Genomic DNA, 21,417 nt, shown 5'->3' with positions numbered 1-21,417 from the left:
CACCGGAGCCTTGCAGGAACGATTCTCACCCCTCACACACCCCCACATTCACGTTATGGACATGACATGTTCAGCGCCACTTGAATCGCGGTCACCATTACCGCCGCCCCTCCCCCCACCGTGTCGGGGCGCCCGTTCTAGGAGACCGCTTGAGCCGGATACGGCATGCCCGAGGTTCCCGTCCCGTCACCGCCGCGGTGGCCGTCAGCAGCGCCGCCCTGCTGGCCACCGCACTCTCCCCCACCGCCGGCGCGGCCGACCGGCCCACCCGTGCCACCGCGATCCGGCACGCCGCGTCGGCCCTCGCCGACCACGCCGCCGCCCTCGGCCTGACCGCCGCCCAGGAGACGACGGTCCGGGACGTCGTCGTCGACCGGGACGGCACCCAGCACGTCCGTTACGACCGCACCTATCGGCAACTACCCGTCCTGGGCGGCGACTTCGTCGTCCATCTGGCGCCGGACGGCACATACCGCGGCGCCGACCGCGCCACCCGGGCCGCCATCGACCTGCCGACCGTCACCCCGGGTCTCTCCGCTCCCAGGGTCGCCGACCTGGCCGCCGACGCCCTGCGCGCGGCCCACCTCGGCGACACCCTCGACCGGCTCACCGCCAGGCCCGAGCTGGTCGTCGACGCCCTGCACGGCACCCCCCGACTCGCCTGGCGCACCGACGCGGTCGCCCAGGACTCCCTCGGCAACCCGGTCGCCCGCACCCTGCTGACCGACGCGCGCACCGGTGCCCGGATCGACGCCTGGGACAGCCTCGAGAGCGCGTCCGGCGACGGACGGTCCCTGTACGGCGGCACGGTTCCGCTGGAGACGACGTCCTCGGGACCGTCGTACGAGCTCAGGGACCCCACCCGCGGCAACACCTACACCGGCGACGCGGGCAACCGGACCGACCTGTGCGTCCTCAGCCTCTGTCTCGGCCGCGCCCCGGCCACCGTCCTCACCGACACCGACAACCACTGGGGCACGGGCACCGAGGCCGACCGCGCCACCGTCGCGGTGGACGCGCAGTACGGCACCGACGTCACCTGGGACTACTACGAGGACGTCCACGGTCGCCGGGGCATCGCGGGCGACGGCAAGGGCTCGTACAACCGCGTGCACTACGGGAACAAGTACAACAACGCCTTTTGGGACGACAGTTGCTTCTGCATGACGTACGGGGACGGTGACGGCGTCCAGATGGGCCCGCTGGTGTCGCTCGACGTCGCCGGGCACGAGATGACCCACGGGGTGACATCGAAGACGGCGGCGCTGACCTACTCGGGCGAGTCCGGCGGACTGAACGAGGCCACCTCGGACATCTTCGGCACCCTGGTGGAATTCCACGCCGCCAACCCCGAGGACACCGGTGACTACCTGATCGGCGAGGAGATCGTCCGCGAGGGCTTCGGCCGCAGCGCCCTGCGGTACATGGACGAGCCGTCGAAGGACGGCACGTCGGCCGACTGCTGGGCCGGTTCCGTCGGGAACCTCGACGTGCACTACTCCTCGGGCGTCGCCAACCACTTCGCCTACCTGCTCGCCGAGGGCAGCGGCGCCAAGACCCTCGGCGGCGTCGCCCACGACTCCCCGACCTGCGACGGCTCCACGGTCACCGGCATCGGCCGGGCCAAGCTCGGCGCGATCTGGTACCGCGCCCTCACCGTCTACATGACCTCGTCCACCGACTACGCGGGCGCCCGCACGGCCACACTGAAGGCGGCCGGCGACCTCTACGGCGTGGGCGGCACCGAGTACGCGGCGGTGGCGGCGGCCTGGAGCGCGGTGAACGTGGGCTGACGCGCCGGCCGCGTGCCGACGGGCCACCCGACCGCGGCCTTCGACCGGTCCACCGTGCCCCGCCGCCCGCCCACCGTGGCCCACGGCTTCCGCCGGCTCAGACACTTGACGGGGCGGGGCAGGCAGGTCGCCCCGGCCGGTGACCGCCACGGCGACGCCGGGGCCCCGCGGACGGGTGCGGCGTCTCGGCGGTGTCGGCCCCGAGAGCGCGGGCCCGTCACCGGTGTTCGGGAGCGGGGCCGACGCAGAGCGCGTCGGAGGCGCCGAGCCCAGCGGGCCGTGCCGCAGACACAGAGGCCGACGCTGCCGCGGGCGACGGCCAGGACCTGGACACGGTCCTGGCCGCCGCCCCAGCCCGTCCTGCCGGGTTCCATGGCCCGTCGATCGTGGTCTGCGGCCCGTCCCCCCCACGGCGGCTACGGCCGCACCGCCTCCAGCCGCACGGCGCACGCCTTGAACTCCGGCATTCGGGACGTGGGGTCGAGCGCGGGGTTGGTGAGGGTGTTGGCGCGGCCCTCGCCGGTCCAGTGGAACGGCATGAACACGGTGTCCGGCCGGATCGCGGTGGTGATCCGCGCCGGGGCCACCGCCCGGCCCCGCCGCGAGACCACGGCCACCGGATCACCCTCGGCCGCGCCGAGCCGCTCGGCGAGCCGCGGGTGCAGCTCCACGAACGGACCGGGTGCCGCGGCGTTCAGCTCCTCGACCCGGCGGGTCTGGGCGCCGGACTGGTACTGGGCCACGACCCGGCCGGTGGTCAGCAGCACCGGGTACTCGTCGTCGGGCTCCTCCGCGATCGCCCGGTGCGTGACCGCGGCGAACCGGGCGCGCCCGTCCTCGGTGGCGAACCGCTCGAGGAAGAGACGCGGGGTGCCGGGGTGGACGCCGGGGGAGGCGCTGGGGGTGGGAACGGAGGCGGCGGGGGAGGGAACGGAGGCGGCGGAAGCGGCGCCCCCGGCCCGCCGGGCGGGCCCCTGGCCGGCGTGACCGGGGTGACCGGGGTGGCTGAGGTGACCGGGATCCTCCGCCCGCGCCGGGTCGTCGGGCAGCACGTCGAAGGCGGCGTCCTCCGGATCGGCGGCGTCGGGCGCGACGTCCTGCGGCCCCGCCGTGTCGGGGGCCGCGGGCTCCCGGCCGTCCGCGGTCTCCGGGGTCGGGCACGGCCAGAACACGCCGTTCTCCTCCGCCAGGCGCCGGTACGTGATCCCGGAGTAGTCCGCGGGCCCGCCCGCGCTCGCCCGGCGCAGCTCCTCGAAGACCTCCTCGGGGTCGGTCGGGAAGCCCTTCTCCACGCCCAGCCGCGCGGCGAGTTCGTGCAGCACCTCCAGGTCGCTGCGCACGCCGGGGGGCGGGGTGATCGCCCGCCGCCGCAGCAGCACACGGCCCTCGAGGTTCGTCGTCGTCCCCGTCTCCTCCGCCCACTGCGTCACCGGCAGCACCACGTCGGCCAGCGCGGCCGTCTCCGACAGCACCACGTCGCACACCGCCAGGAAGTCCAGGGAGCGGATGCGCTCCTCGACGTGCGCGGCCCGCGGCGCCGACACCACCGGGTTGGAGCCCATCAGCAGCAGCGAGCGGATGTCCGTGCCCAGCGCGTCCAGCAACTCGTACGCGCTGCGCCCCGGCCCCGGAAGACCGTCCGGGTCCACGCCCCACACCTCGGCCACGTGCCGCCGCGCCGCCGGGTCGGTCAGCTTGCGGTAACCGGGCAACTGGTCGGCCTTCTGGCCGTGTTCGCGCCCGCCCTGCCCGTTGCCCTGCCCGGTCAGACACCCGTACCCGGACAGCGGGCGGCCCGCCCGGCCCGTCGCCAGGCACAGATTGATCCACGCGCCCACCGTGTCCGTGCCCTTGGACTGCTGCTCGGGCCCGCGCGCGGTGAGCACCATCGCCGCCTCCGGCTCGCAGAACAGCCGTACGGCCTCCCGCAGTTCGGGCACGGACACCCCCGTGATCCGCTCCACGTACTCCGGCCAGTGCGCCATCGCCGCCGCCCGGGTCTCCTCCCAGCCGGCGGTGCGCTCCCGGATGTACGCCTCGTCGGTGCGGCCCTCGGCGACGATCAGGTGCAGCAGACCGAGGGCCAGCGCGAGATCGGTGCCGGGGCGGGGAGCCAGGTGCAGGTCGGCCTGCTCGGCGGTCCTGGTGCGGCGCGGGTCGACCACGATCAGGGTGCCGCCGTTCTCCCTCAGCTCGGTGAAGTAGCGCAGCGACGGCGGCATGGTCTCCGCCGGGTTCGACCCGACCAGGATCACGCAGCCGGTCTTCGGGATGTCCTCCAGCGGGAACGGCAGCCCCCGGTCGAGCCCGAACGCCTTGATGCCGGCCGCCGCCGCGGACGACATGCAGAACCGGCCGTTGTAGTCGATCTGGGAGGTGCCCAGCACCACCCGCGCGAACTTGCCGAGCGTATACGCCTTCTCGTTGGTCAGCCCGCCGCCGCCGAACACGCCGACCGCGTCCGGCCCGCGCTCCGCCCGCGTCCGGCCGAGCCCCTCGGCGATCCGGTCCAGCGCCTCGTCCCAGGACGCCGGCACCAGCGTGCCGTCACCGGACCGCACGTACGGGGAGGTCAGCCGCACCCGGGAGGAGAGCACCGCCGGCGCCGTCCGGCCCTTGCCGCACAGCGCCCCCCGGTTCACCGGGAAGTCCACGCGCTCGCCCACCTCGACGGTCCCGTCGGCGGTGGGTGTCAGATTCATCCCGCACTGCAGGGCGCAGTAGGGGCAGTGCGTGGGCGTCACGGTGTTCTGCATGCACTTCAGCCTGCGTGGCCGGTGTTACGCGGCGCGCCGGTCCCTGTTACACGACCGGTACGGCGACCTCCCCGTCGGCGCGAAGCCGCCGTGAGGGCGCCACGCGCCCCTGATCAGCGGGTCCGCCCGGACGCCGACGAGCCGGACGCGGTCACCGTAGAGGCGGGACATGCCGTCGACGTCGGAGGCCGGCACGGCGACCGGCCCCGCCCGGCGCGGCGCCGTCCCGGTGACGGTCGCGTACGTGTGGCCGTGCGGGCCCGCGGCCTCGAGCAGTTCCGCGGCTCCCCTCGCCGCCCCTTCGGTCACCGGCTCGACCTCGACACGGGACGGCACCCGCTCCTGGTGGCGCGGGAGATCGGCAAGGAGCAACTGGTGCCGCGGCTGACGCGCCACCGCTTCGGCGACGTGTCCGGGGACGTTGTCCGTGAGCTTCCTGGGCTCGGTGACCTGCTCGCTCGGGAGCGTCACCGTGATCCGCGCCGTGTCCGCCACGGGCCGAGCGCACCGCGGTTCGCGGGCCCGGTTCAGTGCTCGTCCGGTCCGTCGCCGAGCGCCGCCCGGGCTCGCTCCACCCCCTGCTCCCTGGGGCCGAGGAAGCGGGGGTCCGGGCGGAACACCACGTCCGCGGCGGCCTTGCCCGCCGCCAGGATCTCCCGCACGCCCCCGTAGTACCAGGTCGTGTCGTGCCGTTCGTCGACCCCGACCCCGTAGGAGACGACCCCGGCCGCCCGGCACAGCGCCACCGCGCGGCGGATGTGGAAGCCCTGGCTGATCAGCACGGCCCGGTCCACCCCGAAGATCTTCTTCGCGCGCACGCACGAGTCCCAGGTGTCGAAGCCCGCGTAGTCGCTGACGATCCGCGCGTCGGGCACGCCGTGCCGGTTCAGATAGGCGCGCATCGCGTCCGGCTCGTCGTAGTCCTCGCGGCTGTTGTCGCCGGTGACCAGGACCACCTCGATCCGGCCGGCGCGGTACAGCTCGGCCGCCGCGTCCAGGCGGTGCGCGAGATACGGCGACGGCTCCCCGGCCCACAGGCCGGCCCCGAAGACGACGGCGACCTCGGTGCGGGGCACGTCGGCGGTCGTGTGCAGCCCGTCCCGGGCCGTCAGGCGCAGCCACGTGGCCGGCAGCAGCGCCAGCACGCACGCCCCCACCACCGCCCGCACCAGCCGCCGTCGACCGGTGCGGGTGCGCGGCAGGCGCGGTCGGAGCGGCACCACCCGGCGTATCGCGTCGCGCATGGAAAACGGCCCCTCCCCGGTCGGCTCCCCTCCGGTGGGGGACGCCCCCGTGCCGCCCCCGGTTCACTCCACCCCGTATGACCGACTTCACATCCCGCGTCGAACGCGCAGCTCAAACGCCCTCACACACCCGGCGTCCGCATCGTGAACCACTGGAAAACGCCCGTCATTACGGCGCAACGGGAAGGCAACGTCCCGCCGCCACCATCGGTGCATGACGGCGACGAGCGCGAAGAGCACGAAGAGAACCGACACGCGGCTTCCGCCCCCGGCAACCCACCTCGACAGTACGGCGCACCTCATGAACCGCATCAGCAGCCAGCTCGCCGACCAGCTCGGCCTGGTGGCCCTCGACGGCCGCCGACGCCGCCCGTCGGCCTCGCCCGCCCTCGTCGTCGTGGCCCACGGCAGCCGCGACCCGCGCGCCCTGAGCACCGTACGGGGACTCCTCGACCGCGTCCGCGCCCTGCGGCCCGGTCTCCAGGTGCACCTGGGGCACATCGAGCTGAACGCCCCCCTGCTGCCCGACACCCTCGCGGAACTCGACGCGCGGGGCACCGACGCCGCCGTCCTGGTGCCGCTGCTGCTCAGCCGCGGCTACCACGTCAAGCGGGACATCCCCGAGATGGCCGCCGAGGCGCGGCTGCACACGCGCGTGGCCGCGCCGCTCGGCCCGCACCCGCTGCTGGTGGACGCCCTGCACGCCCGCCTCACCGAGGCCGGCTGGTGCGCCCCGGCCGACGAGGCGGCCCGCCGCGCGAGCGGTGTCGTCCTGGCCTCGGCCGGCTCCCGCGACCCCGAGTCGCGGATCGACACGTCCCGCACGGCCGACCAGCTCGCGGCCCGCCTCGGCGTCCCGGTCGTCCCCGCCTACGCCTCCGCCGCCGCGCCCACGGTCCCCGACGCGGTACGCGCCCTGGCCGCCCGGGGCCGGCACCGGGTGGCCGTCGCCTCCTACTTCACGGCCCCCGGCCGCTTCGCCACGGAGTGCGCCCGGGCGGCCCCCGGGATCGCCGCGGCCCCCCTCGGCACCCACCCGTCGATGGCCCACCTCCTCCTCCACCGCTACGACCGGACCCGCACCACGCCGGCCGCCACGGAACCGGAACTGGCATCGGCCTGAGGCGTCCGGTAGACGTCCGGTACCGCTCCCGCCCCACCGGGGCCCGGACACCCGCGCCACGCGACCGGCCACAAGACACCTGCCCCACCCCCGCACCCTCCCCACCCTGCCAGGCGCACGGGCCCTCACTGCAGGCGCACGGGCCCTCACTGCAGGCGCACGGGCCCTCCCGGCGGACGCGCACCCGCATCCGGCGGACGCGCAGGCGCACCCGCAGCCCTCTGTCACCGCCTCCCCGTACTGTCGAGACATGGAAGGCACCCGCACCCCCACCGACCCCACCCCGCACGCGTACGAACACCACCTCCCACCCCCGGGCTACGACCCGGCGTCGGTGGCCCGCTGGGCCGTCGAGCCCGACAAGCGCCCCGGCCGCACCGCCTTCCAGCGCGACCGCGCCCGCGTCCTGCACTCCGCCGCCCTGCGCCGCCTCGCCGGCAAGACCCAGGTCGTCACCCCGGGCGAACTCGGCCACGCCTGGGACGCCAGCCCCCGCACCCGCCTCACCCACTCCCTCGAATGTGCCCAGGTCGGCCGTGAACTCGGCGCCGCCCTGGGCTGCGACCCCGACCTCGTGGAGGCCGCCTGCCTCTCCCACGACCTCGGCCACCCGCCCTTCGGCCACAACGGCGAACAGGCGCTGAACGAGTTCGCCGAGGACTGCGGCGGCTTCGAGGGCAACGCCCAGTCGCTGCGTCTGCTCACCCGCATCGAACCCAAGCGGTTCACCCCCGAGGGTTCCGTCGGGCTCAACCTCACCCGGGCAACCCTCGACGCCGCCACCAAGTACCCCTGGCCCCGCGGCGCCCACCCCACCGACCCGACCTCCCCGAAGTTCGGCGTGTACGAGGACGACCGCCCCGTCTTCGACTGGGTCCGCGAGGGCGCCCCCGGCACCCGCACCTGCTTCGAGGCCCAGGTCATGGACTGGTCCGACGACGTCGCCTACTCGGTGCACGACGTGGAGGACGGCCTGCACGCCGGCCACATCGACCCGAACTGCCTGCACGCCGACCCAGAACGGCGGGAGGTCTTCGCCGTCGCCGTCGGACGGTACGTCCCCGCCGACACCGACCCCGCGGAACTCGCCGAGGCCCTCGACCGCCTCCTCGACCAGGAGTGGTGGCCGCACGGCTACGACGGCACCGCCGTCGCCCAGGCCCGCCTGAAGGACGCCACCAGCCAGCTCATCGGCCGCTTCTGCCTCGCCGCCGAGGGCGCCACCCGCCGGGCGTACGGTGGCGGACGCCTCACGCGGTACGCGGCGGAGCTCGTCGTCCCGCGCGGCACCCGCATGGAGTGCGCCGTCCTCAAGGCGGTCGCCGACCGGTACGTCATGCAGCGCGCCGAGCAGGAGCGGCTCCGCGCCGAGCAGCGGATCGTGGTGCTGGAACTGGCCGAGGCGCTCACCGCCCGCGCCCCCGACGGCCTGGACCCGCAGTTCCGCGCGCTGTTCGACAAGGCACCCGACGACTGCGCCCGCAAGCGCGTGATCGTCGACCGGATCGCGTCCCTCACCGACACCTCCGCCCGCTCCCTGCATGCCCGTCTGACGGGGCACCCGTGAGACGGCCGGGACACCGGGGGCCCGGGCACCCCCGAATGTGACCCTGCGTGGCCTGATCGGGCCACTCCCTCTTCCCGCATCACCCTGCGTGCGGGACGCTCGCAAGTGGCGGCATTCTTACGAGGAGGCATCAAGTGGTCGACGCGGATCAGACATTCGTCATCGTCGGAGGCGGTCTGGCGGGCGCCAAGGCGGCCGAGACGCTGCGAGCGGAGGGCTTCACCGGCCGGGTGATACTGATCTGCGACGAACGCGACCACCCCTACGAGCGGCCGCCGCTGTCCAAGGGCTACCTCCTCGGCAAGGAGGCACGCGAGAGCGTCTTCGTGCACGAGCCCGCCTGGTACGCCCGCCACGACGTCGAACTGCACCTCGGCCAGACCGTCGCCGCGATCGACCGCGCCGCGAGGACCGTCCGCTTCGGCGAGGACGGCACCACCGTCCGCTACGACAAACTGCTGCTGGCCACCGGCGCCGAGCCCCGCCGCCTCGACATCCCGGGCACGGACCTCGCCGGCGTCCACCACCTGCGCCGCCTCGCCCACGCCGACCGCCTCAAGGCCGTCCTGGCCGCCCTCGGCCGGGACAACGGCCACCTGGTGATCGCCGGCGCCGGCTGGATCGGCCTGGAGGTCGCGGCGGCGGCCCGCGAGTACGGCGCGGAGGTCACCGTCGTCCACCGCGCGCCGACCCCGCTGCACTCGGTCCTCGGCCCCGAGCTCGGTCAGCTCTTCGCCGAGCTGCACCGCGACCACGGCGTCCGCTTCCACTTCGGCGCCACGCTCACCGAGATCACCGGCCAGGACGGCATGGTCCTCGCGGCCCGCACCGACGACGGCGAGGAGCACCCCGCGCACGCCGTCCTCGCCGCCATCGGCGCCGCCCCCCGCACGGGACTCGCCGAGGCGGCCGGCCTGGCGCTCGCCGGCCCCGCGGACGGCGGCGGCGTGCTCGTCGACGAGCGGCTGCGCACCTCCGACCCCGACATCCACGCGGCCGGCGACGTCGCCTCCTTCCCGCACGGTCTGTTCGGCACCCGGCTGCGCGTCGAGCACTGGGCCAACGCCCTGAACGGCGGGCCGGCGGCGGCCCGCGCGATGCTCGGCCGGGAACTGACGTACGACCGTGTGCCCTACTTCTTCACCGACCAGTACGACCTGGGCATGGAGTACTCCGGCTGGGCGCCGCCCGGCAGCTACGACCAGGTGGTGATCCGCGGGGACGCGGGCAAGCGCGAGTTCGTCGCCTTCTGGGTGAAGGAGGGCCGCGTGCTGGCCGGGATGAACGTCAACGTGTGGGACGTCACGGACCCGATCCAGCGGCTGATCCGCACCGGGGCCCGGGTGGACACCGAGGCGCTCGCGGACCCGCACGTACCGCTGGAAAGCCTCGCCTCCTGAGTGTCGGTGCGTCCCCGTAGAATTCACGCGTGGCAGGACGGATCAACGACGAGGACGTGAAGGCGGTACGGGACGCGGTCCCGATCGACGCCGTGGTGTCCGAGTACCTCCAGCTGCGGGGCGCCGGGGGCGGCAACCTCAAGGGCCTGTGCCCCTTCCACGACGAGAAGTCGCCGTCCTTCCAGGTCAGCCCGAGCAAGGGCCTCTTCCACTGCTTCGGCTGCCAGGAGGGCGGCGACACCATCACGTTCGTGATGAAGATCGACCACCTCTCCTTCTCCGAGGCGGTCGAGCGGCTCGCCGGTCAGGCCGGCATCACCCTGCGTTACGAGGAGGGCGGCTACAACCCCTCCCACCAGCGCGGCGAGCGGATCCGCCTGGTCGAGGCCCACAAGGTCGCCGCCGAGTGGTACGCGGAACAGCTCGCGACCTCCCCCGAGGCCGAGGCGGGCCGGGTGTTCCTCGCCGAGCGCGGCTTCGACCAGGCCGCGGCGCTCCACTTCGGCGTCGGCTACAGCCCCCAGGGCTGGGACCACCTCACCCGCTTCCTGCGCGGCAAGGGCTTCAGCGACAAGGAACTGCTGCTGTCCGGTCTCGCCCAGGAGGGCCGCCGCGGACCCATCGACCGCTTCCGGGGCCGGCTGATGTGGCCCATCCGCGACATCGGCGGCGACGTCGTCGGCTTCGGCGCCCGCAAGCTCCACGAGGCGGACAACGGCCCGAAGTACCTCAACACCCCCGAGACCGCCATCTACCGGAAGTCTCAGGTCCTCTACGGCATCGACCTGGCGAAGAAGGACATCGCCAAGTCCTCCCGCGCGGTCGTGGTCGAGGGCTACACCGACGTCATGGCCTGCCACCTCGCCGGCGTCACCACCGCCATCGCCACCTGCGGCACCGCCTTCGGCGGCGACCACATCAAGATCCTGCGCCGGCTGCTGATGGACAACGGCTCGGCCCGCGTGATCTTCACCTTCGACGGCGACGCGGCCGGCCAGAAGGCGGCCCTGCGCGCCTTCGAGGACGACCAGAAGTTCGCCGCCGAGACGTACATCGCCGTCGCCCCCGACGGCATGGACCCCTGCGACCTCCGTCTCGCCAAGGGCGACGAGGCGGTCGCGGACCTGGTCGAACCCCGCACCCCCCTCTTCGAGTTCGCGCTGCGCCAGATCGTCGGCCGCTACGACCTGGACACCCCGGCGGGCCGCGCCGCGGCGCTGGACGAGGCGGCCCCGATCGTCGCCCGCATCAAGAACAGCGGCGCCCAGCACGAGGTCGCCGTCCAGCTCGCCGGGATGCTCGGCATCCTCGACACCCAATTCGTCGTCAAGCGGGTGGCACAGCTGGCCCGTTGGGCCCGTGACCGGGGCGGCCGGGGCCCCGCGCCCACGGACCGGGCGCGGCACGGAGGCCCCGGCCCGCAGCAGTACGCCCCCGCCGGGGCCACCCCGCGCGGCCCCGCCCTCAACCTGCGCAACCCGGTCTTCGCCACCGAGCGCGAGCTGCTCAAGCTCGCCCTCCAGCGCCCCGAGCTGGTGTCCCCGGCCTTCGACGCGTACGGCGTCGACGAGTTCACCGCCCCGCCGTACGCGGCCGTGCGCCAGGCCGTCCTGGACGCGGGCGGCGCGGAGTCCGGCGTGCAGGAGCCGCAGGAGTACCTGATCCGGGTCCGCGACGCCGCCCCCGACGACACCGTCCGCGCGATGGTCACCGAGCTCGCCGTCGAGGCGATCATGCTGCACCGGGGCGTGAAGGAGGTCGACGAGACCTACGCGGGCGCCCAGCTCGTCACCGTCCGCCGCCGCGCCGTCGAACGCCGCGTCCGCGACATCCAGGGCCGTCTCACCCGCCTCGGCGCCCACGGCGACCCGGCCGAACTGGCCTCGGTGCAGAACGAGTTGTGGGTCCTCCAGCAGTACGACCAGGCCCTGCGCGAGCACGGCGCCGCGGCGCTGTAGACCGGCATCACCACGCGGTCACGAACCGGACGCAAAAAGTCACCGCACGACCCTCGTGGGGACGTTGTGTCGTACCCCACACTGGGGTGCGGTGCCTGAGTCCTCGGAGCGCGGCCGATCCGTCGTCGGCGGGTCCCCCACCCCCGCGGTTCCGCTCATCGCGTACGGGACGGACAGCGGCGAGGCCGCCGACTCCGCTCCCGACGTACCGCTGCCGCCCTCCGAGGCAGCGATCATCCTGGAGGTCGCCCCCGTGCAGACCCAGACCCTCACCCAGACCGACACCGCCGCGGCCGCCGCGGAGCCGCAGGCCGAGGTGCTGATGGCGATGCCCGCGCAGAGCCACGTCGTGCACCACCCGGGGACGGGGCCCGAGGCCGAGGCCGGGCCAGGGCCCGAGGGCCCGCCCGAGCCGTCCGAACCGCTGGCCGCGGCCCCGGCCGCCGAGGCCCCGCCCGCGCGGTCCGAGACCGGTGGCCCCTCCTCGGACCTGTTCCGCCAGTACCTGCGCGAGATCGGCCGCATCCCCCTGCTCACCGCGGCCGAGGAGGTCGACCTCGCCCGCCGCGTCGAGGCCGGCCTGTTCGCCGAGGAGAAGCTCCGCGTCACCCCCGACCTGGACAGCCGCCTCGCCCACGACCTGGACCGGCTCGTCGTCATGGGCCGCATGGCCAAGCGCCGTCTGATCGAGGCGAACCTGCGCCTGGTGGTGTCCGTCGCCAAACGGTACGTGGGGCGCGGCCTGACCATGCTCGACCTGGTCCAGGAGGGCAACCTGGGCCTGATCCGGGCGGTGGAGAAGTTCGACTACGCCCGCGGCTACAAGTTCTCCACCTACGCCACCTGGTGGATCCGCCAGGCCATGTCCCGCGCCCTCGCCGACCAGGCCCGCACCATCCGGGTGCCCGTCCACGTCGTCGAACTCATCAACCGCGTCGTCCGCGTCCAGCGCCGCATGCTCCAGGAACGCGGCTACGAACCCACCCCGGCCGAGGTCGCCGCCCAGCTCGACCTGCCTCCCGAGCGGGTCGGCGAGGTCCTGCGGCTCGCCCAGGAACCCGTCTCCCTGCATGCCCCTGTGGGCGAGGAGGACGACGTCGCGCTCGGCGACCTCATCGAGGACGGCGACGCCGCGAGCCCCGTCGAGTCCGCCGCGTTCCTGCTGCTCCGGGAGCACCTGGAGGCGGTCCTGTCCACCCTCGGCGAGCGGGAGCGCAAGGTCGTCCAGCTCCGCTACGGCCTCGTCGACGGCCGCCCGCGCACCCTGGAGGAGATCGGCCGCCTCTTCGGCGTCACCCGCGAGCGCATCCGCCAGATCGAGTCCAAGACCCTCAACAAACTCCGCGACCACGCCTTCGCGGACCAGCTCAGGGGGTACCTCGACTGACCACCCCGGCAGCGCTGTCCGGCATGGGTGGGCGCCCCGCGGCGCGGTGCGCGTGGGTGCCTGCCGGGACGTGCGGGCGCGCATCCCCCTGCGACGTACGGGCGATCGTTCCGGCCGCGGCGGACGCGGGGACACCGCCCCGCGTCCGCGCTCCCCGCGTACGCCGCCGGGGGCGTCGGTCAGTCGACCTCCGCCACCGCCTGCGCGAACTGCGCCCGGTACAGCCGTGCGTAGGCGCCGTCGGCGGCGAGCAGGTCCTCGTGGGCGCCCTGTTCGACGATCGCGCCGTTCTCCATGACGAGGATCGTGTCCGCGTCCCGGATCGTGGAGAGCCGGTGTGCGATGACGAACGACGTGCGCCCGTGGGCGAGTTCGGCCATCCCCTTCTGGATCAGCACCTCGGTGCGGGTGTCCACGGAGCTCGTCGCCTCGTCCAGCACCAGGATCACCGGGTCGGACAGGAACGCCCGCGCGATGGTGATCAGCTGCTTCTCCCCGGCGCTGACCCCGCTGCCCTCGTCGTCGATCACCGTGTCGTAGCCGTCGGGCAGCGTGCGCACGAACCGGTCCGCGTGGGCCGCCCGCGCCGCCGCCTCGATCTCCTCCCGGCCGACCTCCCGGGCGGCCCCGTACGCGATGTTCTCCGCGATGGTGCCGCCGAACAGCCAGGTGTCCTGGAGCACCATGCCGATCCCGGAACGCAGCTCGTCCCGGGACATGCGCGTCAGGTCCACCCCGTCCAGGGTGATGCGCCCGCCGGTGACCTCGTAGAACCGCATCAACAGGTTCACCAGCGTGGTCTTGCCCGCGCCGGTCGGCCCCACGATGGCCACCGTGTGCCCGGGCTCCACCACCAGTGACAGATCCTCGATCAGCGGCTTGTCCGGCTCGTAGCGGAACGACACGTGCTCCAGCTCCACCCGCCCGCGCAGCACGGCCGGCTTCGCGGCCGGCTCCGGGTCGGCCTGCTGCTCCTCCGCGTCCAGCAGCTCGAAGACCCGCTCCGCCGACGCCACCCCCGACTGGACCAGGTTCGCCATCGACGCCACCTGCGTCAGCGGCATCGAGAACTGCCGTGAGTACTGGATGAACGCCTGCACGTCACCGATGGACAGCGCCCCGGACGCCACGCGCAGCCCACCCACGACCGCCACGAGCACGTAGTTGATGTTCGACACGAAGAACATCAGCGGCTGCATGACGCCGCTGTTGAACTGCGCCCGGAACCCGGCCTCGTACAGCGCCTCGTTCTGCTCGGCGAACTGCCGCGCGGACTCCTCCTGCCGCCCGAACACCTTCACCAGGGTGTGCCCGGTGTACATCTCCTCGACGTGCGCGTTGAGCCTGCCCGTGGAGCGCCACTGCTGCACGAAGTGCGGCTGCGACCGCTTGCCCACGCGCGTGGCGACGACGAACGACAGCGGCACGGTCACCAGCGCGACCAGCGCCAGGACCCACGAGACGTAGAACATCATCGCCAGCACCCCGACGATGGTCAGCAGCGAGTTGATCAGCTGGCCCATCGACTGCTGGAGCGTCTGCCCGATGTTGTCGATGTCGTTGGTGGCCCGCGACAGCACCTCGCCGCGCCGGCTCCGGTCGAAGTACGACAGCGGCAGCCGCGACAGCTTGGTCTCGACGTCCTCGCGCATCCGGAACATCGTGCGGTTCACGGCCCGGTTCACCAGCCGCGTCGCCACCGCCATCAGCAGACCGGCGACCACGAACACCGCCAGGGCGAACAGCAGGACGTTCCCGACGGCCGTGAAGTCGATGCCCTCGCCCGGCGTGAACGCGGTGCTGCGCAGCATGTCGGCGACATCGCCCTCGCCGCGCTCCCGCATGGCCTCGAGGACCTGCTCCTTGCTCTCCCCGGCCGGCATCTCCCGCCCGACGATGCCGGCGAACACCAGGTCGGTCGCGTGACCGAGGATCTTCGGCCCGACGACGTTGAGGCCGACGCTCAGCACCACGCAGGCCACCAGCCCGTAGACGGTCAGGCGCTCCGGCCGGAACTGGGCGATCAGGCGCCGGCCCGACCCCTTGAAGTCCATCGAACGCTGATCGGGGCCGCCCCCGGCCATCATCCGCCCCATCGGCCCCGCCATCAGGCAGCCTCCGCTTCCGTCAGCTGGGAGAGCACGATCTCCCGGTAGGTCTCGTTGTCCGCCATCAGCTCGTGGTGCCGACCGGTGCCGACGACCCGCCCCTCGTCGAGGACCACGATCCGGTCGGCGTCCCGGATGGTCGCCACCCGCTGGGCGACGATCACCACGGTCGCCTCCGCGGTCTCCCGGGCCAGCGCCTCCCGCAGCGCCGCGTCGGTGGCGTAGTCGAGCGCGGAGAAGGAGTCGTCGAAGAGGTAGATCTCCGGGCGCTGCACCAGCGTCCGGGCGATCGCCAGCCGCTGGCGCTGACCGCCGGAGACATTGGTGCCGCCCTGCGCGATCGGCGCGTCGAGCCCGCCCTCCAGCCGCTCCACGAACTCCCTGGCCTGCGCCACCTCCAGCGCGTGCCACAGCTCCTCGTCGGATGCGTCCGGATTGCCGTAGCGCAGATTGGTCGCCACCGTCCCCGCGAACAGGTACGGCTTCTGCGGCACGAGTCCGACCGTCCGCGCCAGCAGCGCCGGCTCGATGTCCGCGACCGGCACGCCGTCCAAGAGGACCTCGCCCTCGGTCGCGTCGAACAGCCGGGGGACCAGCCCGAGCAGCGTGGACTTGCCGCTGCCGGTCGAGCCGATGACGGCGGTGATCTCACCCGGGCGGGCCTCCAGGCCGATCGTCTTCAGCACGGGCTCCTCGGCGCCCGGATAGCTGAAGCCCGCGCCCCGCACCTCCAGATGGCCGTGCCGGCGCAGCCCGGTGACGGGCGTGGTGGGCGGCACCACGCTCGAGGAGGTGTCCAGTACCTCCTGGACGCGCTCGGCGCACACCTCGGCGCGCGGCACCATCATGAACATGAAGGTGGCCATCATCACGGACATGACGATCTGCATCAGATAGGCGAGGAACGCGGTCAGGTCACCGATCTGCATCCCGCCGCTGTCGATGCGGTGCGCTCCGAACCACACCACGGCGATCGACGACAGGTTCACCACCGTCATGACCACCGGGAACATCAGCGCCAGCAGGTTGCCGGTGCCCGTCGACAGGTCGGTCAGCTCGGCGTTGGCCTTCCGGAACCGCCGCTGCTCGTACGCGTCACGGACGAAGGCACGGATCACACGGTTGCCGGTGATCTGCTCGCGCAGCACCCGGTTCACGGTGTCGAGCCGTTCCTGCATGGCTCGGAACAGTGGGCGCACCCGCCGCACGATCAGCGTCACGCAGATCCCCAGCACCGGCACCACCGCGACCAGCACCCCGGACAGCGGGACGTCCAGGCCGAGCGCCATCACGATGCCGCCCACGCACATGATCGGCGCGGAGACCATGAGGGTGAACGTCATCAGCGCCAGCATCTGGATCTGCTGGACGTCGTTCGTCGTGCGGGTGATCAGCGACGGTGCGCCGAAGCGACCCACCTCGCGGGAGGAGAAGGACTGCACGCGGTCGAACACCGCGGCCCGCAGGTCCCGCCCGAGCGCCGAGGCGGTCCGGGCGCCGTGGTACACGGCACCGATGTTGCACCCGACCTGCGCCAGCGAGACGCCGAGCATCAGCGCGCCGTAGGCCAGGATGTGGCCGGTGTCGCCCTTCACCACGCCCTCGTCGATGATGTCGGCGTTCAGGGTGGGCAGGTAGAGCGTGGCGCAGGTCTGGAGGAACTGAAGCAGGACGAGGAGGGCGATGGGTCTCTTGTAGGGCCTGAGACAGGTCCGCAGGAGTCGTATGAGCACGCTGCTTCTCTCGGAGTGGACGACGGAGGCATGTGGTTGCCCGTGGCCCCTATCGTCGGACACTCCACCCGCGTTACCTCAACCGATTATCGCCCCGTGTCCCGGCCCGCCCCTCCCGCTACAGCCGGAACGCGCCCGGGTGGGTCTGCTCCCGCACCGAGACGAACTGCTGGCGCACCGCCTGTCCCACCGCCAGTTCCTCGCCGGGGTCCAGCACCTGTGCCGCCGCCCCCTGCCAGACCGGCGGGGTGCGCGGGTCCAGGGTGCCCTGGGAGACGCCGAGGGCCCAGGACGCCTGGCGGGCCGCGCCGATCGCGGCGTAGTCGGCGGGCTGCGGCACCATCACCTGCGCCCCGAACAGCGAGGGCGCCGCCGCCTGCACGGCGGGCAGTTCCGCGGCGGGCCCCAGGAGGAACACCCGCCGCACGTCCACGCCCCGGCCGCGCAGCACGTCCAGCGCGTCCGCGAGCCCGCACAGCATGCCCTCGAACGCGGCCCGCGCCAGATGCTCCGGCTTCATCGACTCCCGCCGCAGGCCCGCCAACGTGCCCGCGGTGTGCGGCAGGCTCGGGGTGCGCTCGCCCTCCAGGTAGGGCAGCAGCACCAGCCCGTGGGCGCCCGGCGTCGACTTCATCGCCAGGTCGGACAGGCTCTCCAGATCCGGCAGCCCGAGCAGTTCCGCGGTCCCGCGCAGGGTCCGTACGGCGTTCAGCGTGGTGACGACGGGCAGGTGCATGCCGGTCGCGTCGGCCAGGGCGGTGATCATCCCGCTCCGGTCGTGCAGCGCCTCCGGGTGGACGGCCATCACCGACCCGGACGCGCCCAGCGACACCACCGCGTCGCCCAGTCCTATCCCGAGCCCGAAGGCCGCCGCCATGGTCTCGCCGGTGCCGGCGGAGATCAGCAGCCCCTCCGGCGTCGTGCCCGCCGCCTCCGCGGGTCCGATCACCTCCGGCAGCATCACCTGGTGCCCGAGCGCCAGCTCCACCAGATCGGGCCGGTAACCGCCGGTCGCCGCCGACCAGTAGCCGGTGCCCGAGGCCCCGCCCCGGTCGGTGGTCCGGCGCACCGGCCGGCCCAGCAGCTGCCACACCAGCCAGTCGTGCGCCTGGAGGACGACCGCGGTGCGCTGGGCGTTCTCCGGCTCGGTGCGGGCCATCCAGCGCAGCTTGGTCACCGGCTGCGCGGCCTGCGGCACGCACCCCACCGCCTGCGCCCACGCCTCGCGCCCACCGAGCGCGTCGACCAGATCGGCCGCCGCGACCTGCGCCCGCTTGTCCCCGCCGACCATGGCGGGCCGCACCGCGTTGCCCTGGGCGTCCAGCGGCACCAGCGCGTTCTGCTGCGCCGAGACGCCGATGGCCTGCACGCCCTCCAGCAGTCCGCCGCCCGCCGCCTCGCCCAGGGACAGCAGCCAGGCCTGCGGATCGACGTCGGAGGGACGACCGGCACCGTCGGGGTTCTCCACGGGATGCGGTGCATATCCCTGCCTGAGCACGGCTCCGGTGTCCGCGTCGCAGACGACGATACGAGTGAAATCGGGCGAACTGTCCAACCCGGCGACTATCCCCATGGCGAAAATTCTGCCGTACCGCACCGCTTGGGTCGGGCCATGGCCCGACGAGTCGTCCGAACCGGCGCCGGGTAGGGACCCTCAGGTGTTGCTGGTGCCCCAGTCGTCCTCGCCCGAGCCGTGCGCGGTGCGCTCGCGCAGGGTCCGTACCCGCTGGGCCACGGAGTCGGGCATGCGGTCACCGACCTTGTCGCTGACCACGTGGTAGGCCTTGCCCGCGAACTCGCGGCCCTGCTGTGCGGCGGTCTCCGCGGTGTTGCGGACGGCCGGGTTCTGCGCGAACTGCCGAGCGGACTTCTTCAGCTGCTCGTAGCGCTCGCGCCCGGCCCTCGTGCCCAGCACGTAACCCAGGACGACTCCGGCGACGAACGTGAGCCGGTAACGCATGGCGGCCACCCTTCCCTTGCGTAGGTCTGCGCAGATCCGCGTGGGTCTGCGTAGGTCTCCGGTGCGGCGTCGGCGCCGGGGAGTACCGATTGGCGGAGCACCCCCCTGCTTGCGCTAATGTATGTGTCGCAGCGGACGCGCGCCCCCTGGCGGATACCCAGGTAGGTACGTTCGATGCAACGAGGCATTCCTCCGTAGCTCAATTGGCAGAGCAGCCGGCTGTTAACCGGCAGGTTACTGGTTCGAGTCCAGTCGGGGGAGCTCGGTCCTCCGTAGCTCAATTGGCAGAGCAGCCGGCTGTTAACCGGCAGGTTACTGGTTCGAGTCCAGTCGGGGGAGCAGTGCTGAACGAGGACCCCTCAGGGGTCCTTTTTCATGCCCTCAGGAACCGTGTGGGGCTGGGAGCAGTCTCCATGGTCACCGAGGCCCGCACGTAGTCGACCATCCGAGGCAGGAGATCGTATGAGCGGCTATGCTGCGGCAGACGGCGCGCACACATGTACGCGACACGCCGTTATGGGGCGGTAGCTCAGCCGGTTAGAGCAGCGGACTCATAATCCGTCGGCCGTGGGTTCGAGTCCCACCCGCCCCACCACAGAATGGCAGCGCAGAAACGTCCCGACCAGGCACTTAGCCGGTCGGGGCGATGACCGAGAGATCTTGGCGGCCCATCCTGATCATGCAATCACGCGTGTTGGGACAATGTTGGGACGCAGGTCACGCGGCGGGACGAACTCCCTCGTCCGGCTCATCGCCCTCAGCATCCACGTCTGCCTCACGTGCCTCATCTTGCTTCTCCGGCGACTTCGGCTTGTCTCGCCGGGGAGCGACCTTCTTCGAGCGGGGTACGACCGCGCTCGTGGACTCCGCCTCGGCGGTCAGGAGCTGCGGCAGGACGCTCGTGTAGGTGTCTGAGGTGATCTGGCGGGAGCTGTGCCCCAGCCGCTCTTGGACGACCTTGATGTCTGCCTTGCCGAGCAACGCCAGCGTCGCTGATAGATGCCTGGTGTCGTGCAGGCGGATCGGGGGAAGCCCAGATAGCTCGACGAGCCGGTTGAAGCGCCGGCTGATCCAGTCGGGGTGGAGGGGTTCGCCGTTCTCGTGGGTCCAGACCCGATTGCTCTCAACCCACGCCTTCTCCCCGGACCACTGTTGACGTTCCTGTTCCTGGGTTTCTCGCCACGTGGCCCACAGTGCGCGTGTCAGAGCGTCGAGCGTGACAGTGCGGACGCTGTCCTGCTTCGGGGCCTCGTCGTACATCCGGTAGGCGATCTCGACGGTCTGCGCGGAGATGCGGAACCAGGAGCTGGTCAGACTGACCTCCGTCCAAGGCAGCGCGCACATCTCGCCGCGCCGGGGGCCGCGGAAGATGAACCCGTGCCACATGCCGCACAGCCTGTCGTCGGCGATGAAGTCCAGGAACTCGCCGGTCTGCTCCGGGGTCCAGACCATGACGGGGCTGGGCTTCGTACCGGTGCGCTTCCACTCTGCGACCCGTTCCGGCGTCCAGACGAGCGCCTTGGGCCGCTTGATCGGCGGCAGCTCGACCATCGCGGCCCAGTTGGTCATGTAGTCGCCGCGCTTGATGCCGCTACCCAAGAACGAGCTGAGGGTGGCGTTGATGCGGTGCATCGTGGCGGCGCTGGTGATCTTCCGCTTCCCCTTGCGGCCCTCGCGGAGGGCGGCGTTGGCGTCGAGGTACGCGCGGCGTGTGGCGCGGCGCTCCTCCTTCTTCCCCGCGGCGCGGACCCACGTCGCATAGGCGGCATCGCGAGCTTCCTGCAACTCGACTATCCGGGCGTGGTGGATCAGCCGCTCGGCGTTCTCCCGCTCGATCGCGTCGTACATCGTTTCGATATGCCGCAGCTTGAGGTCGCGCCGCTTGATGTGCCCCAGGTGGGGTTCGAGGTAGAGCCGGACGTGCTCCTCGTACCCGTGGAAGGTCGTGCGGGCCAGGCTCCTCTTCCTCTTGAGCCAGGCGTCCAGGTCCTCCTTCACGGTGGCGTTGCTGAGCACGTCCGTGCCCTTGACGGCGTCGCGGTAGACCTCGGACGCCTTGGTCTTCGCCGCATCCTTCGTGGCAAACCCGCCGCGCCGAACGCGCTGCCGCTTGCCGCCCTCGCCCGCTTCGAGCTCGAAGTAGAAGTACCAGCGGCCGTGGCCCTTCTGGTCCAGCTTGGGGCAGCTGGCGCCGAGAAGTCGCCGCTTTGGGCGGCCATCGGCGTCGAGTATCGGAGTGCCGTCGTCCCCGATCACGGGCTCCCGGCAGGCGCACTGCCGGTAGTAGCTGGGGTTGAACACGAATATCCCCTTCGTGGCCTTCGGTTGTGGAACTTCTGTGCCGGTCCTTGTCGAACCGATGCCCTATCTTGCCCCAACACTCCAGTG

14 protein-coding genes and 3 tRNA genes are annotated in these 21,417 nt (G+C 72.6%); 9 read left to right on the top strand and 8 right to left on the bottom strand.

Features of this window, described 5'->3' with window-relative positions:
• The first annotated feature begins 149 nt into the window (after positions 1–149).
• Positions 150–1,793 (top strand): M4 family metallopeptidase, encoded by a 1,644-nt coding sequence (locus ACFYOV_RS03330; RefSeq protein ID WP_389082156.1) that lies wholly within the window; start codon positions 150–152, stop codon positions 1,791–1,793.
• 416 nt (positions 1,794–2,209) lie between these two features.
• Here the strand turns inward: ACFYOV_RS03330 and ACFYOV_RS03325 are convergent, their stop codons facing one another.
• The 3 genes from ACFYOV_RS03325 to ACFYOV_RS03315 are packed head-to-tail and all read right to left on the bottom strand — an operon-like array spanning position 2,210 to position 5,793.
• A complete protein-coding gene (locus ACFYOV_RS03325; protein ID WP_389082153.1) occupies positions 2,210–4,549 on the bottom strand; it encodes a molybdopterin oxidoreductase family protein in 2,340 nt (779 codons plus the stop codon).
• A 24-nt stretch (positions 4,550–4,573) separates the two neighbouring features.
• Positions 4,574–5,044: a hypothetical protein gene (locus tag ACFYOV_RS03320; RefSeq protein WP_389082453.1), complete on the bottom strand. Its 471-nt coding sequence runs from the start codon at positions 5,042–5,044 to the stop codon at positions 4,574–4,576.
• 32 nt (positions 5,045–5,076) lie between these two features.
• Positions 5,077–5,793, bottom strand: a complete 717-nt coding sequence (locus ACFYOV_RS03315; RefSeq protein ID WP_389082151.1) for a vancomycin high temperature exclusion protein — start codon at positions 5,791–5,793, stop codon at positions 5,077–5,079.
• Between the two features lie 214 nt (positions 5,794–6,007).
• Between ACFYOV_RS03315 and ACFYOV_RS03310 the strand changes: the two genes are divergently transcribed.
• From ACFYOV_RS03310 to ACFYOV_RS03290, 5 genes are all read left to right on the top strand, one after another.
• Positions 6,008–6,916 carry a sirohydrochlorin chelatase gene (locus tag ACFYOV_RS03310; RefSeq protein ID WP_389082148.1) on the top strand — a complete coding sequence of 303 codons (909 nt, stop codon included), beginning with the start codon at positions 6,008–6,010 and terminating at the stop codon, positions 6,914–6,916.
• A 250-nt stretch (positions 6,917–7,166) separates the two neighbouring features.
• Complete coding sequence (locus ACFYOV_RS03305) at positions 7,167–8,483, top strand: deoxyguanosinetriphosphate triphosphohydrolase (RefSeq protein ID WP_389082146.1); 1,317 nt, start codon at positions 7,167–7,169, stop codon at positions 8,481–8,483.
• A 134-nt stretch (positions 8,484–8,617) separates the two neighbouring features.
• Entirely contained in the window at positions 8,618–9,883 is a 1,266-nt protein-coding gene (locus ACFYOV_RS03300; RefSeq protein ID WP_389082143.1) for an NAD(P)/FAD-dependent oxidoreductase, read from the top strand.
• A gap of 29 nt (positions 9,884–9,912) precedes the next feature.
• Complete coding sequence (dnaG, locus tag ACFYOV_RS03295; protein ID WP_389082141.1) at positions 9,913–11,841, top strand: DNA primase; 1,929 nt, start codon at positions 9,913–9,915, stop codon at positions 11,839–11,841.
• Positions 11,842–11,932: 91 nt separating this feature from the next.
• Entirely contained in the window at positions 11,933–13,228 is a 1,296-nt protein-coding gene (locus ACFYOV_RS03290) for an RNA polymerase sigma factor (protein ID WP_389082139.1), read from the top strand.
• Positions 13,229–13,407: 179 nt separating this feature from the next.
• On the opposite strand, the gene ACFYOV_RS03285 is transcribed toward ACFYOV_RS03290, so the two are convergent.
• The 4 genes from ACFYOV_RS03285 to ACFYOV_RS03270 form a co-directional block, all read right to left on the bottom strand.
• The gene (locus ACFYOV_RS03285) at positions 13,408–15,336 is read right to left on the bottom strand and encodes an ABC transporter ATP-binding protein (RefSeq protein WP_389082136.1); all 1,929 of its coding nucleotides are present in this window, start codon (positions 15,334–15,336) and stop codon (positions 13,408–13,410) included.
• Entirely contained in the window at positions 15,336–17,069 is a 1,734-nt protein-coding gene (locus ACFYOV_RS03280; RefSeq protein ID WP_389082134.1) for an ABC transporter ATP-binding protein, read from the bottom strand. Before ACFYOV_RS03280 ends, ACFYOV_RS03285 begins: the two co-directional genes overlap by 1 nt.
• Positions 17,070–17,187: 118 nt before the next feature.
• Entirely contained in the window at positions 17,188–18,642 is a 1,455-nt protein-coding gene (locus ACFYOV_RS03275; protein ID WP_389082132.1) for an FGGY-family carbohydrate kinase, read from the bottom strand.
• 81 nt (positions 18,643–18,723) lie between these two features.
• Positions 18,724–19,029, bottom strand: a complete 306-nt coding sequence (locus tag ACFYOV_RS03270) for a YtxH domain-containing protein (RefSeq protein WP_389082129.1) — start codon at positions 19,027–19,029, stop codon at positions 18,724–18,726.
• A gap of 188 nt (positions 19,030–19,217) precedes the next feature.
• Here ACFYOV_RS03270 and ACFYOV_RS03265 point away from each other — a divergent pair.
• The 3 genes from ACFYOV_RS03265 (at position 19,218) to ACFYOV_RS03255 (ending at position 19,624) form a co-directional block, all read left to right on the top strand.
• A tRNA-Asn gene (locus ACFYOV_RS03265) sits at positions 19,218–19,290 on the top strand.
• Positions 19,291–19,295: 5 nt separating this feature from the next.
• A tRNA-Asn gene (locus ACFYOV_RS03260) sits at positions 19,296–19,368 on the top strand.
• A 179-nt stretch (positions 19,369–19,547) separates the two neighbouring features.
• Positions 19,548–19,624: transfer RNA gene (locus ACFYOV_RS03255), tRNA-Ile, on the top strand.
• A 122-nt stretch (positions 19,625–19,746) separates the two neighbouring features.
• Here the strand turns inward: ACFYOV_RS03255 and ACFYOV_RS03250 are convergent.
• Positions 19,747–21,330, bottom strand: coding sequence for a tyrosine-type recombinase/integrase (locus tag ACFYOV_RS03250; RefSeq protein WP_389082127.1), 1,584 nt, complete (start codon positions 21,328–21,330; stop codon positions 19,747–19,749).
• Between the last annotated feature and the right edge of the window lie 87 nt (positions 21,331–21,417).

This window comes from Streptomyces sp. NPDC005931, assembly GCF_042871235.1.
Taxonomy (GTDB): Bacteria; Actinomycetota; Actinomycetes; order Streptomycetales; family Streptomycetaceae; genus Streptomyces.
Note: the sequence above shows the minus strand (reverse complement) of the source record. Positions and strands in the feature narration are given on the sequence as shown.

What these genes read in the sequence shown, in the direction of transcription:
- ACFYOV_RS03325 (WP_389082153.1), bottom strand. Translation starts at nt 4,549, where the DNA reads ATGCAGAACACCGTGACGCCCACGCACTGCCCCTACTGCGCCCTGCAG.
- ACFYOV_RS03315 (WP_389082151.1), bottom strand. Translation starts at nt 5,793, where the DNA reads ATGCGCGACGCGATACGCCGGGTGGTGCCGCTCCGACCGCGCCTGCCG.
- ACFYOV_RS03310 (WP_389082148.1), top strand. Translation starts at nt 6,008, where the DNA reads ATGACGGCGACGAGCGCGAAGAGCACGAAGAGAACCGACACGCGGCTT.
- ACFYOV_RS03305 (WP_389082146.1), top strand. Translation starts at nt 7,167, where the DNA reads ATGGAAGGCACCCGCACCCCCACCGACCCCACCCCGCACGCGTACGAA.
- ACFYOV_RS03285 (WP_389082136.1), bottom strand. Translation starts at nt 15,336, where the DNA reads ATGGCGGGGCCGATGGGGCGGATGATGGCCGGGGGCGGCCCCGATCAG.
- ACFYOV_RS03275 (WP_389082132.1), bottom strand. Translation starts at nt 18,642, where the DNA reads ATGGGGATAGTCGCCGGGTTGGACAGTTCGCCCGATTTCACTCGTATC.
- ACFYOV_RS03270 (WP_389082129.1), bottom strand. Translation starts at nt 19,029, where the DNA reads ATGCGTTACCGGCTCACGTTCGTCGCCGGAGTCGTCCTGGGTTACGTG.